Raw genomic sequence first — 14,554 nt, 5'->3', positions numbered from 1 at the left:
AAATAATAATGAAAAAAAATATAAATTAAAAAAATTAATATTTTGTTTATCATTAATATTTTTAATTATCCACGGTAGTAAGCCAATTAAAAAAATCTCTCTGTAAATAAAATTCGAGAACAAAAAATAACATATAGTAATAGTTGTGGATGATAATAGATAAATCCTATTTTCAAAATTATCAGCTTTAAAAAAATTATTTTCAGATAAATGAATATAAGCCTTCTTTGTAAAAAACTTATACATAAAGTAAAAAGGTATTAGATAAGTTAATTGTAAAAAAATATTATCAATTTTTTTAAAAACCAAAACAAATGAGTAAAAAGAAAAACTGTATACACCTGTTGAAGAAAATAAATTTCTAACATTATAAATTTTTATAAGATCATCAAAATAATAAAAAATTACTAATAAAAACATCATTATAGCTAGAATGATATTTAACATCACTTTTTTGAAATTTTTTTTGAATAAAAAAACTATACTTAAACAAATCGGATAAAATTTTGTTAGAGCAGTTGCTAAAATAAATACATGAAAAGCATAAAGATTTTTTAAATTAGAAATAAGAATAATCATTAAAAAAATAACAATATCTAAATTAGCTCGTTCAATTGCAAGTATTGTTGGAATACTGAAGATAAAAAAAATTGAAAATAAATTAAAAATTTTTGAATTAAATCTAAAAAAATTAACTATAATAAAAACAAATATAAAATTAAAAGTTATTGGAAGATAAACAAAATAAAATTTTTTAAAATCTTCAACAAACGGAAAGGTGAGTAAAATTGGCCCATATACATGTGGTCTTTTCCAAGCATCACAAGGATTTTGCAGATATACATCAATACCTTTTTTTTCACATAGATTTGCGCTTACAATTGGGGACCAATCAGCAAACAAGTTTACACTATTACCAATTTTCATTGGAATTATAGTTGGGTATAAAAGTTGATAATGTGCTAACAAATAGAGAATAAAAATAAATATTGCTGTTAAAAAAAAATTATAAATAAAATTAAATTTTTGATTATTTTCTAAAAAAAAATTTTTTAAAATCACGATAGATTATCATTTAGTTGCTATAACATTTAAAGAAATTTTTACTCCGTAAGGGGCAAAATCACTTGTGTCATTAAAGAGGGAAAAAGTATCTACTTTTTTTATCTCTTTAAAACCTGCTCTTTTTAAATAGTCATTAAGAAATCCAAAATTCCATCCAAAATAATGAAAATCATACTCATCAGTTTGACCACCAAACATCATTCTCATGCAATGAAACTTTATGTTTGCTGGTGCATCTTTATGTATAAACAATCTACATAGTACGTCTAAATCTGGAACTGAAACATAAAATTTTCCATCTTGTTTCAATACTCTGTAAATTCCTTTTAAAGTATCATTTACTTTTTGTTGTTCTACATGTTCTAAAACATGGCTAGCATAAATTTCTTCAACACTATTATCACTAAACTGAGATAGATCTTTAATATCTCCTACAAAATCTACGTTATTTTCTTTTTGGATATTTAATATCTTCCATCCTTCTTTTTTTTCTTGACCACCAATATGTAATTTCATTTGGAAAAAACTTTAAAGTACATAAGGTTCATGTCGAGCTTCTTTTCCTAGAACTCTCTCAACAGCCATATTGCTTATATCAATAGATTGATAGGCGCCTGTAATTATTAATTCTGTTAATGCTCTTCCAATTCCAGGTGCTTGCATTAATCCCCTGCCAGTAAAACCTGTTGCAAGATAAACATTATCAAACTTTGGGTGTTTACCTACAACAGCATTATTATCCAATCTATTGCAATCATAATAACCTGCCCATCCACCAGTTAATTTTAATTCTTCAAAAGCTGGCATTCTTTTTGCGAGAGCTGGCCAAACATATTCTTCAAAATCATCCCAAGCTGGCTCTAAATCATCTGCATCAAAAACTGATTTTGGCGATCCTGCTAAATATTCTTTTCCTTCAGGTCTCCAATAAACTCCTGTTGTTAAATCTCCACATAAGGGCATTTCTGGAATATGCTTAGGACATTTAACTCTAAACACAGTGTGTTTTTGTGGTTCTACCGGTATATCTTCAAGTAATTCTTTAGTCCAACAACCAGCAGCAGAAACTATAGTTTTAGCTTTTATCTCTGAAAGAGATTTGACATTTCCCTTAATAAATTCTGCTCCCAATTCAATTGCTTTACTCTTTAAAGCACTATGGAATAAAAAAGGATCAATCCAGCCTTCACTTTTATTATCAGTAAAAGTTGCAGTTTCAATATCTTCATTAACCATATAAGGAAAATAATTTGATAATTCTGATCCTTTGATATTTTTTGTGCCAGCATCACACGCTTTATGATTTTCTAGAGCTTTGTATTGTTCCTCTGCATGCTCTTTTCCAAACATAAGCAAATATCCGTTTGTAACCATACTTGCTGTCGGATTAGGATTTTTCTCAGTTTTTAATAACTCAGGTATTTGAAAAACAAAGTCTCTAGCAAACTTACCTAATAAAATATTTTCTTTTTGAAAAAATTGTCTTCTAAATCCCCCTAGAGACAAAGGAAAAGATGCTGTTTTATAAGTTGGGTCTCTCTCGATAACTTTAACTTTTCTACCTTCTTTTGACAAAAAATAAGCAGTAGCTGCTCCGATTATTCCACCACCAACTATAACTACATCATCCATTTTTAATTTAAATTAATTAAGCTTAGATTAAGAAGTAAGGCATATAAGCACCAAAGTAAATATGGAATCATCAAATATACACTGATCAAATTGACACTTTTAAATCTATAAATCATTACAACAATCATTATGATTAATAAAACTAATACAAAAGCTGCTAGAGCTAAATTGTGTAAAAGAAAAAAAGCTATAGTCCAAGTTGTATTTACAACTATATGGATGAAATAAATGTAAATTGTTTGAATTTCTTTTTTTTTACTATGCCAAAAAATCCAAATTGAAAATGTCATCATTAAATATAGTGTTGTCCAAACTGGTGCGAAAATCCAATCTGGAGGATTGAATGAAGGTTTTATTAAAAGAGAATACCAAGGATCTTTGTAATAAATTGATACAATCCCACCAATAAAAGATGCTGAAAACGTAACTATTAAAAATAAAATAAATGTTAATAATTTATTTTTTAACATTTTAGTATTATACAACTTTATATCATGAATAAAAAAACTATTTGGATAACTGGTGGCAGTACAGGAATTGGGAAAGCGTTGGCAATTAAATTTGCAGAAAAAAATTGGAATGTTGCTGTATCTGCAAGAAGAGTTGAGCTTTTAGATGAGCTTTCAAAAAATCATGAAAATATCTTTTCATTCCCTTTAGACGTAACAGATAAAACAAAATGTATAGAAGTTTTTAATCAAATAAAAACTAAGTTTGAAAATATTGATATATGTTTTTTTTCTACTGGCACATGGAACCCAAAAAAAGAAAAAGAAATTGATGTTGAACAAATGGAAGATGTTTTCAAAGTAAATTTTTTTGGAACAGTAAACTCTATTAAAGCAGTTGAGCAATATTTTAGAGAAAGAAAGAAAGGTACAATTACTATAGTTTCATCAATTGCTGGTTATAGAGGATTACCTAATTCAACTGGTTATGGACCATCAAAATCAGCACTAAATAATTTAGCAGAAAGTTTATATTTTGATTTTAAAAGATATAACGTACGAGTTTGTTTAGTTTCTCCTGGTTTTATCAAAACACCTATGACAGACAAAAATGATTTTAAAATGCCATTTTTAAAAACACCTGAATTTGCTGCTGATCAAATTTATGATGGTTTAATTAATAAAAATGTTTTTGAAATACATTTTCCAAAAGCACTTACATTAACTTTAAAGTTCTTTAGTTTTCTTCCGAGTAAACTTTATTTTAAATTAGTAGGAAAGATGACTAAGCATCAAAAAAAGTAATTAATCTTTTACAAATACAACAGTAAGCTCAGCTACCTTAAATCCAAACTTTGTCATTGTTGCTCTGTTGATAGCAACTCTTTCATCCTGTTTGAAAATCCAATCATCAAATGTAATTTTTAATTCTTTTCCCTTAACAGGAACTAACAAAACATATTCAAATTTAAATGCAGGTCCATAAGAATACCCTATTGCTTTTCCAACAACATCTCCTGCTGTACCTTCATAATTATGATCATCTATTTTAGTAATTGTCCACTCACGGTTTTGGACTTCGCCATCATCCCAATTAAATTTTTCTTTTAAAATTAATTGTTTTCCATCCCATGTGCCATCTAAATCAGCAGAGAATTGTCTTGTTACTTTTCCTGATCTATTTTGCAAAACACCCCAAGCTTTCACATTTCCTGTAAGGTATTCTTCAATAATTAATCTAGGCTCTTTATTTTTAAAATCTTCTGGTTTCATTCCACTATTATTTGAACAACTTGTAATTAAGAATGCCAAAATTATCAATAATATAGATTTAATTATTTTCATATTATTCACTGTTATTTATTCTGCATTGAAAATTGAATTAAATCAATATTTTTGGATTTAAATCCAGCTTCACAATAAGATAGATAAAATTCCCACATTCTTTTAAACGTCAGATCAAATCCTTGATTTTTAATAATATCCCACTTTCTTAAAAATTCTTTTCTCCAAATTGCTAAAGTTTCTGCATAATGGTCTGCATAAGAAATATATGAATTGATTGTTAAGTCATTATCTGAAACGTATTTATTAATACTATTTTTGTTAGGAAGAAATCCACCTGGAAAAATATATTTTTGAATAAAATCTTGTTTATTTTTGTATCTATCAAACAAACTATCATCAATCGTTATTGCTTGAATGGCAGCTTTTCCTCCACTGGATAAATTATGTTTTATTGTTTTAAAATAACTTTCTAGATAATTTTGTCCAACTGCTTCTATCATTTCAATTGAGGCAATTGAATTATACTTTCCTTGAAGATCTCGATAATCTTTAATTTCTATATTCACTTTTTCATTCAAACCACATTTATAAATTCTCTCTTTTGCATATTCGAATTGTTTTTTTGAAATAGTAATACAATCTAATTTTACATCGTATTTCTTTCCCAAGTATTCTGCAAAACCACCCCAGCCACATCCAATCTCTAACACTTTATCTCCAGAACTAGGTTTAATAAGATCAATTAGTTTTTGATATTTATTGTTTTGCGCAGCACTTAAATTTTTTGAAGTATCCTCAAAGATTGCACTTGAGTAAGTTAAAGTATCATCGAGCCATAATGAAAAAAAATCATTTCCAAGATCATAATGTTTAGCAATATTTTTTTTACTTCGATTTTTTGTGTTTTTAATTATCTTATTTTTAAGAAAATTTATTATAGGTAGATCAAGCAAACCTGAAAATTTATGTATAATTTGAATATTTCTAGCTGTTAACTCAATTAAATCTGAAAGATTATCTGTTTCAAATTCATCTCTCATATAACTTTCAGCAAAACCAATACTTCCACCTCTGATTAAATTATAATTAAAATTTGGATTTTTAATCTTAATATTTGCTTTTAAAGAATGATCTGGATTACCAAACTTTAACACTTCACCATCGTAGGTAATAATTTGAAGATATCCATTTTTAATCATTCTTAAAAAATTAAAAACTAATTTATCTGCTGTCTTATTCAAAAACATTAATTTTCTACTGTTATATTGTTTCTTATTTTTATTTTTTTTTTTATAATTTTAATTCCTTTCATCCATAATTTAAATGCTTCAAAATGGATTGCTGATATTATTTTTATAGTCATTAGAGGATGTTTTAAATATGACTTGAACAATTGACTACTGTTGAGCTCTACCCTTTTTCCATCTTGAGATGCAAATAAAATTTTACCTTCTTGATCATATTGATCAATAATTACAGAAAGTTTCTCATCAGGTGAAAGAATCCTAAAAAAATACTTACAATTCATTTCTATAAAAGGTGAAACATGAAATTTTTTGGAACAATTATTTTGAATTAATTTATTCTCATCATCTACTCTAAAAACATAAGTGTGTTGTTCATTAAATGTATTTTTCACTTCATATAAAATAGTTATTAATTTATCATTTTGATTATAGACAAAAAAGATACTTAGTGGATTAAATACATAACCAAATATTCTAGGGTAACAAAGCAGCTTAATTTTTATATTTACAGTTTCTATTCTATTTTGCTCTAAATTTTTCTTAACCCATTCTTCAAGAGAGGATCCGTCCCGTTCACCATGATCCTTTTCATGAAAACTAATTAAATTAAATTTGTTTAAAGAAAAAAAGCTAATCTCCTGATCTATTTTTTTTAATTCAGATAAATCTATTAGAAGTGAGAAAACACTATATTTAAAATAATGTTCTTTAGGTTTAAAACGTTTATGAATTACTTTTCCGTTATATATGCATGAATTAGTCATTTAGGTATTTTAGCATTTCAATAGATGATTTTATTCCATCTTCATGAAAACCGTAACCAAAATAACTGCCACAAAAAAGTAAATCTTTTTTATTTTGTAAACTAGATAATTCAGATTGAGCATCTAATGCTTGTTGATTGTAATAAGGATGAGTAAATTTAACTTTTTTAAGTATTTTGCTCTCATCAATCTCAAAATAAGGATTAAGTGTTAAAAAAATGTCCTGATAACATTTAAGATTTTGCAAAAGATTTAGCCAATAAGTTATAGAGTTTTTGTCTAAATTTTTATCATTAATTGATGAGTTCCATGAAGACCATACTTTTTTATTTTTTGGCATCGCTATTTTGTCTGTATGAATATATGCAATATTTTCCTTGTAACTAAAATTTGATAAAACTTTTGTTTCATCATCTGTGGGATTATCAATCAATTTTAATGCTTCATCAGCGTGAGTTGCTATTATAACTTTATCGTAATTAAAATATTCACTTTCTCCTCCATAATATAAATCCAAACCTTTTGATTTTCGTATAATTTTTCTAATTTTATAATTTTTAAAATATTCACCACTTATCTTTGAAATTACTTTATTAACATAAGTTCTGCTTCTATTTGTAACTGTATACCATTGAGGTCTATTTTTTATTTTAAATAGCCCATGATTTTGAAAAAATTTTAAAAAGAATGTTATAGGCATCTTACTTGCCTCATAAGGAGGCATGGACCAGATTGCAGATACCATTGGTATAATATGATAATTAATAAAAGTTTTTGATAGTTTATTATTTATTAAATATTCACCTAGTGTTAATTTTTGATCTTTGACATTTATTTTATCACTATTTTTATAAAATTTTATTATATCAAAAAACATTTTTAAAAAATTAAGATTGAATAAATTAGATCTATTGGAAAAAATTCCATTCAAACCTTTTCCACAATATTCAAAATTTGTATTTTCTACTGATACAGAAAAAGACATGTCACTTTTTTCAATCTGAACTTCATTTTCTTTAAAAAAATTAATTAAATTTGGATAGGTTTGAAAATTAAATACAATAAATCCAATATCTATTGAGACTTTCTTTTCATCAAAAATTAAATCAACTGTATGAGAATGGCCACCAAAATGATCTTCTTTTTCAAAAAGATCTACATGATGTTTTTTTGATAAATAATAAGCTGCACTTAAGCCTGATATGCCAGAACCAACTACAGCTATTTTCATTAATGATTATGCTGCATCTTCTTTAAACTCATCCATGCTTGGACAAGTACAAAAGATATTTTTATCTCCATAAACATTGTCCACTCTTGCAACAGGTGGCCAAAATTTATTTGTTTTTAAAAACTTAGCGGGATATGCAGCTTGTTCTCTTGAATATTTATGACTCCATTCATCTGAAGCAAGTTCCATGTCCGTATGAGGAGCATTCTTAATTGGATTATCTATTTTATCAAATTCACCTGACTTAATCATATCTATTTCAGATTTGATATTTATTAAAGTATCACAAAATCTATCAAGCTCAGATAAACTCTCACTTTCTGTTGGTTCAATCATCATAGTTCCTGCAACTGGCCAAGACATTGTTGGCGCGTGAAAACCATAATCGATTAATCTTTTAGCAATATCTTCCTCTGTTATGCTAGTCTCTGATTTGATATTTCTAATGTCGATAATACACTCATGAGCTACATTGCCATTAGCTCCTTTATATAAAATTGGAAAATGATCTTTTAGTCTATTAGCAATATAATTTGCATTAAGGATAGCTACTTCAGTAGCATACTTCAGGCCTTCAGAACCCATCATCTTTATATACATCCAAGAGATTGATAAAATACTTGAGCTTCCCCATGGGGCTGCAGAAACAGCACCTATACCTGTTGCTGGTCCACAATCTTTAACAACTGGATGATTAGGTAGATAAACTTGCAAATGTCTTTTGCATGCAATTGGTCCCATGCCTGGTCCTCCTCCACCATGGGGAATGCAGAATGTCTTGTGTAAATTTATATGACAAACATCTGGACCAAAATTTCCTGGTCTTGCTATTCCAACAAGTGCATTTAAATTTGCACCATCCATGTAAACTTGACCACCATGTTTGTGTATCAACTCACATATATCTGTAATTTTTTCTTCAAATACACCATGAGTAGATGGGTATGTGACCATTAATGCTCCAAGGTTTTCTGAGTGAAGTTCTGCTTTTTTCTTTAAATCTTCAAAATCAACATTTCCCTCTTTATCGCATTCAACAACTACAACTTTCATTCCTACCATTTGTGCGCTCGCAGGATTTGTTCCATGTGCTGAGCTCGGTATTAAGCATATATTTCTGTTTTCTTCTCCTCTATCTAAATGATATTTTCTAATTACCATTAATCCTGCATATTCTCCTTGAGCTCCTGCGTTTGGTTGAAGTGAAACTCCAGAAAAACCGGTAATTGATCTTAACCAATTTTTAAGATCAGTGAATAATGCTCTGTATCCCTCCATTTGTTCAATGGGGACGAAAGGATGGGGTTCTGCTAATTCTCTCCATGAAATTGGTATCATTTCTGCAGTAGCATTTAATTTCATAGTACAAGAACCAAGTGCAATCATAGTTCTGTTAAGAGCTATATCTTTATCTTCTAATTTTTTTAAATATCTAAGCATCTCAGTTTCAGAGTGATATGAGTTAAAAACTGGGTGTTCTAAGTATTTTGAAGATCTTAACAAATTTTTTGGTAAATTAGGTAAACTTGCTGTTGGATCTTCTTTTTTGATAGATTCAGCTGCATTGAAAATTTTTAATAATTGATTAGCTCTATAAACATTTTTCTTTTCATCAAAAGAAACTGCCAGCATTTCAGAGTTTACTCGTCTTATATTTACTTTTTGATCAAGAGCATTTTTATATATTTGGTCAGTTTTATCCTTGGTTACAATTGTAACTGTATCAAAGAAATTATCTGAATAAATTTCATATCCAGATTGCTTTAATTTATCTGCAAAATTTTTAGCTAATTGAGAAACTCTTTCAGCAATAGTTCTAATACCTTCTGGACCGTGGTAAATAGCGTATGCTGCTGAAACAATTGCTAACAGAGCCTGGGCAGTACAAATGTTACTTGTCGCTTTGTCTCTTCTGATGTGTTGCTCTCTAGTTTGTAAAGACAATCTGTAAGCTTTATTTCCATGTCTATCCACAGAAACACCAATAATTCTTCCTGGCATAGATCTTTTAAATTCATCTTTAGTTGCAAAAAAAGCTGCATGTGGTCCACCATAACCCATTGGGATTCCAAATCTTTGTGAACTTCCAACAGCAATATCTGCACCTAATTCTCTTGGATTTTTAAGTAATGCTAAAGATAATAAATCACAAACTAGTACGGCTTTGCCATTTTTTTTATGAATTTTACTGATAGCTTCACTTGGATCTTTGATATCTCCTAAAGTTCCAGGGTATTGAAGAATTCCACAAACTAAATCTTCCTTTAATTGACCTAAAACTTTATCTTCATCACCAACAAGAACTTTTAATCCCATTGGCTCTGCTCTTGTCTGAATTACATCAATTGTTTGTGGATGACAATTTTCTGAAACAAAAACTAAATTACTATCTTTTTTATTTAATCTATGAGTTAATCCCATTGCTTCAGCAGCTGCTGTTCCTTCATCAAGCAAAGATGCATTTGCTATGTCCATGCCGGTGAAATCAACGATCATTTGTTGAAAGTTTAATAACATTTCCAATCTTCCCTGAGCTACTTCTGGCTGATAAGGTGTATAAGAGGTGTACCATCCTGGATTCTCAAGAATATTTCTTAAAATAACATATGGAGTATAAGTTCCATAATAACCCATACCAATAAAGTTTGAATAAATTTGATTTTTTTTAGAAATTGCTTTTAATTTTCTTAAAGCTTCATACTCTGAATTTGACTCTCCAATATTTAAACCATCTTTCAACTGTATTTTTTCTGGAACAGTATTTTTAATTAAATCTTCTAAGGATTTATAATTTAGTTCTTCAAGCATCTTAGCTTGTTCCTCTTTAGAAGGTCCAATATGTCTTTTTAAGAAATCTTTTTGAGAGTTATGTAACATAATTATGAATTCTCCTTTGCAAATTTTTCATACTCATCTTTGCTCATTAAAGAGTCCATTTCTGAGGGATCTTTTAATTTTAATTTAAAAAACCACGCTGCACCTTCTGGATCCTCATTAATCTTTGCAGGATCATCCACAATAGTTTGATTAGTATCAACCACTTCTCCACTGACTGGAGTATATACATCACTAGCAGCTTTTGTTGACTCAACTACACCTGCAGTTCCATCTTTTTCAACATTTGAACCTTTATCTGGCAGCTCAGCAAATACAATATCTCCTAACATTTCTGTAGCATGCTTTGTAATTCCAATAGTAGCTGTATCCCCCTCTACTTTAATCCATTCATGTTCTTTAGAAAATTTTACTTCACTCATTAGGCTGCTCCTTTCACATAGCTTTTTTTATAAAATGGTAATCCACAGATATTTGCTGGGTATTTTTTTCCTCTAATCTCAAGAAAAATTTTAGAATTTTTATTTGAATATTCACTATCTATATATCCCATAGCTATTGGTCCATTAACACTGGGTCCAAATGTTCCACTCGTAATTTCACCAATAATTTGATCTTTATCATTAAAAATCTTTGTTTTTTCTCTAGCTATAATTCTTCCTTCAGGCTGTATTCCAACTCTAAGTTGTTTTGTCCCCTGAGATAACTGTTCTTTTATCATTGTTGAGCCAATAAAATTCATGTCATTCAATCTTGATTTTGAGATAGCCCAGTTAAGATTAGCTTCTATAGGTGTAAGATTTGTATTTAATTCATGTCCATACAAACATAGACCCGCTTCTAGTCTCAAAGTATCTCTCGCTCCTAAACCAATTAATTCAGCACCTTTACTCATTAAATTTTTTGTAAACTTTTCTGCCAAATTATTTGGAACTGAAATTTCAAAACCGTCCTCACCAGTATATCCCGATCTAGTGACAAAAATTTTATTTTCTAAATAATTAAACCAACCCCCAGACATAAAATTTAACTTGTTTACTTCTGGAATTATATTGTTGAGAATTTGAACCGCATTAGGCCCTTGTATAGCAACTAGCGACCTATCAACTTTTAGTTCATATTTATAATTTTCTCCTAATAATTCTTTTATTATTTTGAAATCATCATCTTTGCATGCTGCATTTAAAATTATTAAATAACCTTCTTCTAATTTTGTAATTATCAAATCATCATGTATTCCTGCCTTATCATTCATTAGGAAACTATACTTTGATTTAAAAACTTTTAATTCTTTCAAGTTTAATGGAAAAATTTTTTCTAAATCTTCTGTTAATTTATTATCGCCATAAATAAATAATTGACCCATGTGTGATACGTCAAATATTCCAGCAGCAGACCTGGTGATTTTATGTTCTTCAACTATTCCCTTTTCATATTGAATAGGCATTTCATAACCTGCAAATTCAACAAATTTTGCTTTGTTTGTATGGTGTAGATTAAATAATGCAGTTTTATTTTTTGTCATATTAACTCTTTTACCCATCTGTATATTTGCCTGAGAGTTTTGCTCCTTCGGCGAGAATTTAATCTCTTTCCAGAGTTAATACGTAACGGTCCTTTTGCCTGAGAGATTCCTGGGCAGTTGCTCCTTCGGCGCTACAAATTAAGTAGTCTCTCCCGTTAATTAATAATCACTTATTATGAAATAAAAGTCAATTGGTATTAAGTTGTTTTTTTTCAACTGAAAATAAATGATAAAATTGTAATAGAACTGCGAAGATTACAATTGATCCACCAAATAAAACAATCATTGGTGGTTGTTCATCAATAAATATCCAAGCCCATAATGGTCCTAAAACTGCCTCAGTTAACATAATGATTCCTACCATTGCTGATGGTGTTCGTTGTGCACCAATTGTAATAAAAATAAATCCTAAACCCAATTGAAGAGAGCCAGCTAAAAAACCTAAGAATATATCATGACCAGATATTAATATTTTTCCTGACATTAAATATCCAATGATTAAAGCAAACACACCTGCAATAAACTGTGAGGGAACCATGTCTACGTTAGGATACTTTCTTACAACTAATATCAAAACTGCAAACGAAATTGGCATTAAAAAAGCTGCGATATTACCAGTCATTTGGCCAGGTGATAACGATCCTCCAACCATTAATAAAATTCCTGAAATTGCCAAAATAATTGATGCTAATGTTATTGCCGAAATTTTTTCTTTGAGAAAAAAATATCCAAAAATTGCAAGGAAAATTGTTTGTGTTTGAATTATAAAATTAGCATTAGCAACTGTTGTGTTATACATGGCAAACACATAACCGCAAAAACCAAAAGATAAAATAAACCCACCAAAAAAACCTGGTATTCCAGAGTCGTAGAACGATTTTAAAAATTTAGATCTGTAAGTAATAAAAAGATAAACACTTATAATAAATAAAAAAAATACTGTTCTCCAAAATAATATTTGCCACAAAGTTGCTCCCTCAAATGATTTAACAATTAAACCTCCAAAACTTAAGCTGCAGGCTCCCATAAAAACTAATAATGGCCCGGGAAGTTTTTTAATTATATTCATTAAATATCTTTGAGTATTTGTTGATTTCTTTTATGTAACTCATAAATAAATTTTCAGCTTCTTCAAGGCTTACTTCTTTAAATGTAATTTCAGTATTTGGCTTCAGTTGAGATAAATTATCTAAATCTGCTGTTATAACTGTTGCAATCTTTGGATAACCTCCAATTGTACCGTGATCAGCTAACATTATTATTGGGTTACCATCACCGGGAACTTGAATTACACCTTTAATAAGACCCTCAGATTTAATATTTGAGCTAAAAATATTTTCTAACTTATTTCCTTCAAGTCTTATACCCATACGGTCGACCATATTTGTTATTTTAAATCTTTTATCAAAAAAATTTTTTTGAGCTTCCTTTGAAAAATAATCAAAATTTGTTCCTTTAATAACTCTTACCTCTGTAGATCTTTCATTTTTATATCTTAATTGCCTAATCTTAATTTCAGTAGAATTATTTTTTATGGGAATTATTTGATTTGTGTCAAATTTCATTCCTTCATTAGGTCCAATTTTGGCTTTAGTGTTAATTGAACAACTTTTCCAAATTTTATCAAAATCAAAACCATCTTTTATTGCCATATAACCATATAGTGAATTAATTGTAGATTTAATATCGACTTTATCTCCTTTATTTAAATTGTAAATTTTATAGCAATACCCTTCTTCAATATCATTATTGTTTCTTATGATATCAAAACTTACTTCTCCCGTAATACAAATGGATGATTTTGATCCATTAAATTCTAACAATGGACCTTGCAAAGCAAATTCCAAAGATGGTTCGTTTAATTTATTATTTAAAATTATATTAGCTAATTTAAAATTTTTTTTATCTATAGCGCCACTAATAGTGATGCCTAAGTGATAAAATCCATTTCTACCGTCATCTTGTATAGTAGTATGAGTGCCTGGTCTTAAAATTTTAAAAGTCATTTGTAGTTATCAAAATCCTTTTTAGTTATTAATTTAAATTGAATTACGTCACCTGGATTGATTAAAGCCGGATTTTCTTGATTATTTCTATCGAAAACTTCTAATGGTGTTTTGCCTATAATATTCCACCCACCTGGACTTTCCTCTGTATAAATATTTGCAAACTGTTCGGTAATACCAATTGATCCTTTTGGAACTTTTAATCTTGGAGTCTCCAACCTATTGCATCTCATGTCGTTATCTAAATCTCCAAAAAAAGGCATACCAGCTATAAATCCTGTCATGTAACAGAAATATTCTTTTTCAAATATTCTTTGTAAAATTTTTTGACTATCTAAGTTTAATTTCTTTTCTAATCTTTGTATATCTAACGAAAATTCTTCATCACAGCATATTGGTACTTCTAATTTTTTTCCGTCAGAACTATTTGATTGATCAATCTTAATTGATATTAGTAAATCTTTTAGTTTCTGGAAACTAGTTATATTTAGATCAAAAGTAATTATTAATTTA

The 14,554-nt window shown here is 28.7% G+C and carries 15 protein-coding genes and 1 riboswitch; of the genes, 1 reads left to right on the top strand and 14 read right to left on the bottom strand.

What is annotated here, in order from left to right; genetic code table 11:
• The 4 genes from ACTT9D_RS05385 to ACTT9D_RS05370 all read right to left on the bottom strand — a co-directional run.
• A partial coding sequence (locus tag ACTT9D_RS05385) for a hypothetical protein (protein WP_440930779.1) occupies positions 1–927 on the bottom strand: 927 nt, incomplete at its 3' end.
• 144 nt (positions 928–1,071) lie between these two features.
• Positions 1,072–1,581 (bottom strand): class I SAM-dependent methyltransferase, encoded by a 510-nt coding sequence (locus ACTT9D_RS05380; RefSeq protein ID WP_440930778.1) that lies wholly within the window; start codon positions 1,579–1,581, stop codon positions 1,072–1,074.
• A gap of 12 nt (positions 1,582–1,593) precedes the next feature.
• The gene (locus tag ACTT9D_RS05375; RefSeq protein WP_440930777.1) at positions 1,594–2,697 is read right to left on the bottom strand and encodes an NAD(P)/FAD-dependent oxidoreductase; all 1,104 of its coding nucleotides are present in this window, start codon (positions 2,695–2,697) and stop codon (positions 1,594–1,596) included.
• 2 nt (positions 2,698–2,699) lie between these two features.
• Entirely contained in the window at positions 2,700–3,167 is a 468-nt protein-coding gene (locus ACTT9D_RS05370; protein ID WP_440930776.1) for a TspO/MBR family protein, read from the bottom strand.
• A 24-nt stretch (positions 3,168–3,191) separates the two neighbouring features.
• Here ACTT9D_RS05370 and ACTT9D_RS05365 point away from each other — a divergent pair, with 24 nt between their 5' ends.
• Positions 3,192–3,950, top strand: a complete 759-nt coding sequence (locus ACTT9D_RS05365) for an SDR family NAD(P)-dependent oxidoreductase (RefSeq protein WP_440930775.1) — start codon at positions 3,192–3,194, stop codon at positions 3,948–3,950.
• Here ACTT9D_RS05365 and ACTT9D_RS05360 read toward each other — a convergent pair whose 3' ends face one another.
• The 10 genes from ACTT9D_RS05360 to ACTT9D_RS05315 form a co-directional block, all read right to left on the bottom strand.
• A complete protein-coding gene (locus ACTT9D_RS05360; protein WP_440930774.1) occupies positions 3,951–4,490 on the bottom strand; it encodes a DUF3833 domain-containing protein in 540 nt (179 codons plus the stop codon).
• An 11-nt stretch (positions 4,491–4,501) separates the two neighbouring features.
• On the bottom strand, positions 4,502–5,680 hold the full coding sequence (locus ACTT9D_RS05355) for a class I SAM-dependent methyltransferase (RefSeq protein ID WP_440930773.1): 1,179 nt from the start codon (positions 5,678–5,680) through the stop codon (positions 4,502–4,504).
• Positions 5,680–6,444, bottom strand: coding sequence for a DUF1365 domain-containing protein (locus ACTT9D_RS05350; protein ID WP_440930772.1), 765 nt, complete (start codon positions 6,442–6,444; stop codon positions 5,680–5,682). The genes ACTT9D_RS05355 and ACTT9D_RS05350 overlap by 1 nt, the downstream gene beginning before the upstream one ends.
• Positions 6,437–7,675, bottom strand: coding sequence for an NAD(P)/FAD-dependent oxidoreductase (locus ACTT9D_RS05345; protein ID WP_440930771.1), 1,239 nt, complete (start codon positions 7,673–7,675; stop codon positions 6,437–6,439). Before ACTT9D_RS05345 ends, ACTT9D_RS05350 begins: the two co-directional genes overlap by 8 nt.
• A 6-nt stretch (positions 7,676–7,681) precedes the next feature.
• Positions 7,682–10,552: an aminomethyl-transferring glycine dehydrogenase gene (gene gcvP, locus ACTT9D_RS05340; protein ID WP_440930770.1), complete on the bottom strand. Its 2,871-nt coding sequence runs from the start codon at positions 10,550–10,552 to the stop codon at positions 7,682–7,684.
• 2 nt (positions 10,553–10,554) lie between these two features.
• Positions 10,555–10,932, bottom strand: a complete 378-nt coding sequence (gene gcvH / locus ACTT9D_RS05335) for a glycine cleavage system protein GcvH (protein ID WP_440909183.1) — start codon at positions 10,930–10,932, stop codon at positions 10,555–10,557.
• Positions 10,932–12,035, bottom strand: a complete 1,104-nt coding sequence (gene gcvT / locus ACTT9D_RS05330; RefSeq protein WP_440930769.1) for a glycine cleavage system aminomethyltransferase GcvT — start codon at positions 12,033–12,035, stop codon at positions 10,932–10,934. The genes gcvH and gcvT overlap by 1 nt, the downstream gene beginning before the upstream one ends.
• A 76-nt stretch (positions 12,036–12,111) precedes the next feature.
• A riboswitch (glycine riboswitch) is annotated at positions 12,112–12,200 on the bottom strand.
• Between the two features lie 22 nt (positions 12,201–12,222).
• Entirely contained in the window at positions 12,223–13,104 is an 882-nt protein-coding gene (locus tag ACTT9D_RS05325) for a DMT family transporter (RefSeq protein WP_440930768.1), read from the bottom strand.
• The gene (locus ACTT9D_RS05320; protein WP_440930767.1) at positions 13,091–14,041 is read right to left on the bottom strand and encodes a biotin-dependent carboxyltransferase family protein; all 951 of its coding nucleotides are present in this window, start codon (positions 14,039–14,041) and stop codon (positions 13,091–13,093) included. The genes ACTT9D_RS05325 and ACTT9D_RS05320 overlap by 14 nt, the downstream gene beginning before the upstream one ends.
• The coding region (locus ACTT9D_RS05315) for a 5-oxoprolinase subunit B family protein (RefSeq protein WP_440930766.1) at positions 14,038–14,554 on the bottom strand (517 nt) is incomplete at its 5' end. The genes ACTT9D_RS05315 and ACTT9D_RS05320, both read right to left, overlap by 4 nt.

Source organism: Candidatus Pelagibacter sp. (genome assembly GCF_052049815.1).
Taxonomy (GTDB): Bacteria; Pseudomonadota; Alphaproteobacteria; order Pelagibacterales; family Pelagibacteraceae; genus Pelagibacter.
The sequence above is the reverse complement of the archived record's forward strand: the minus strand, read 5'-3'. Positions and strand labels throughout refer to the sequence as shown.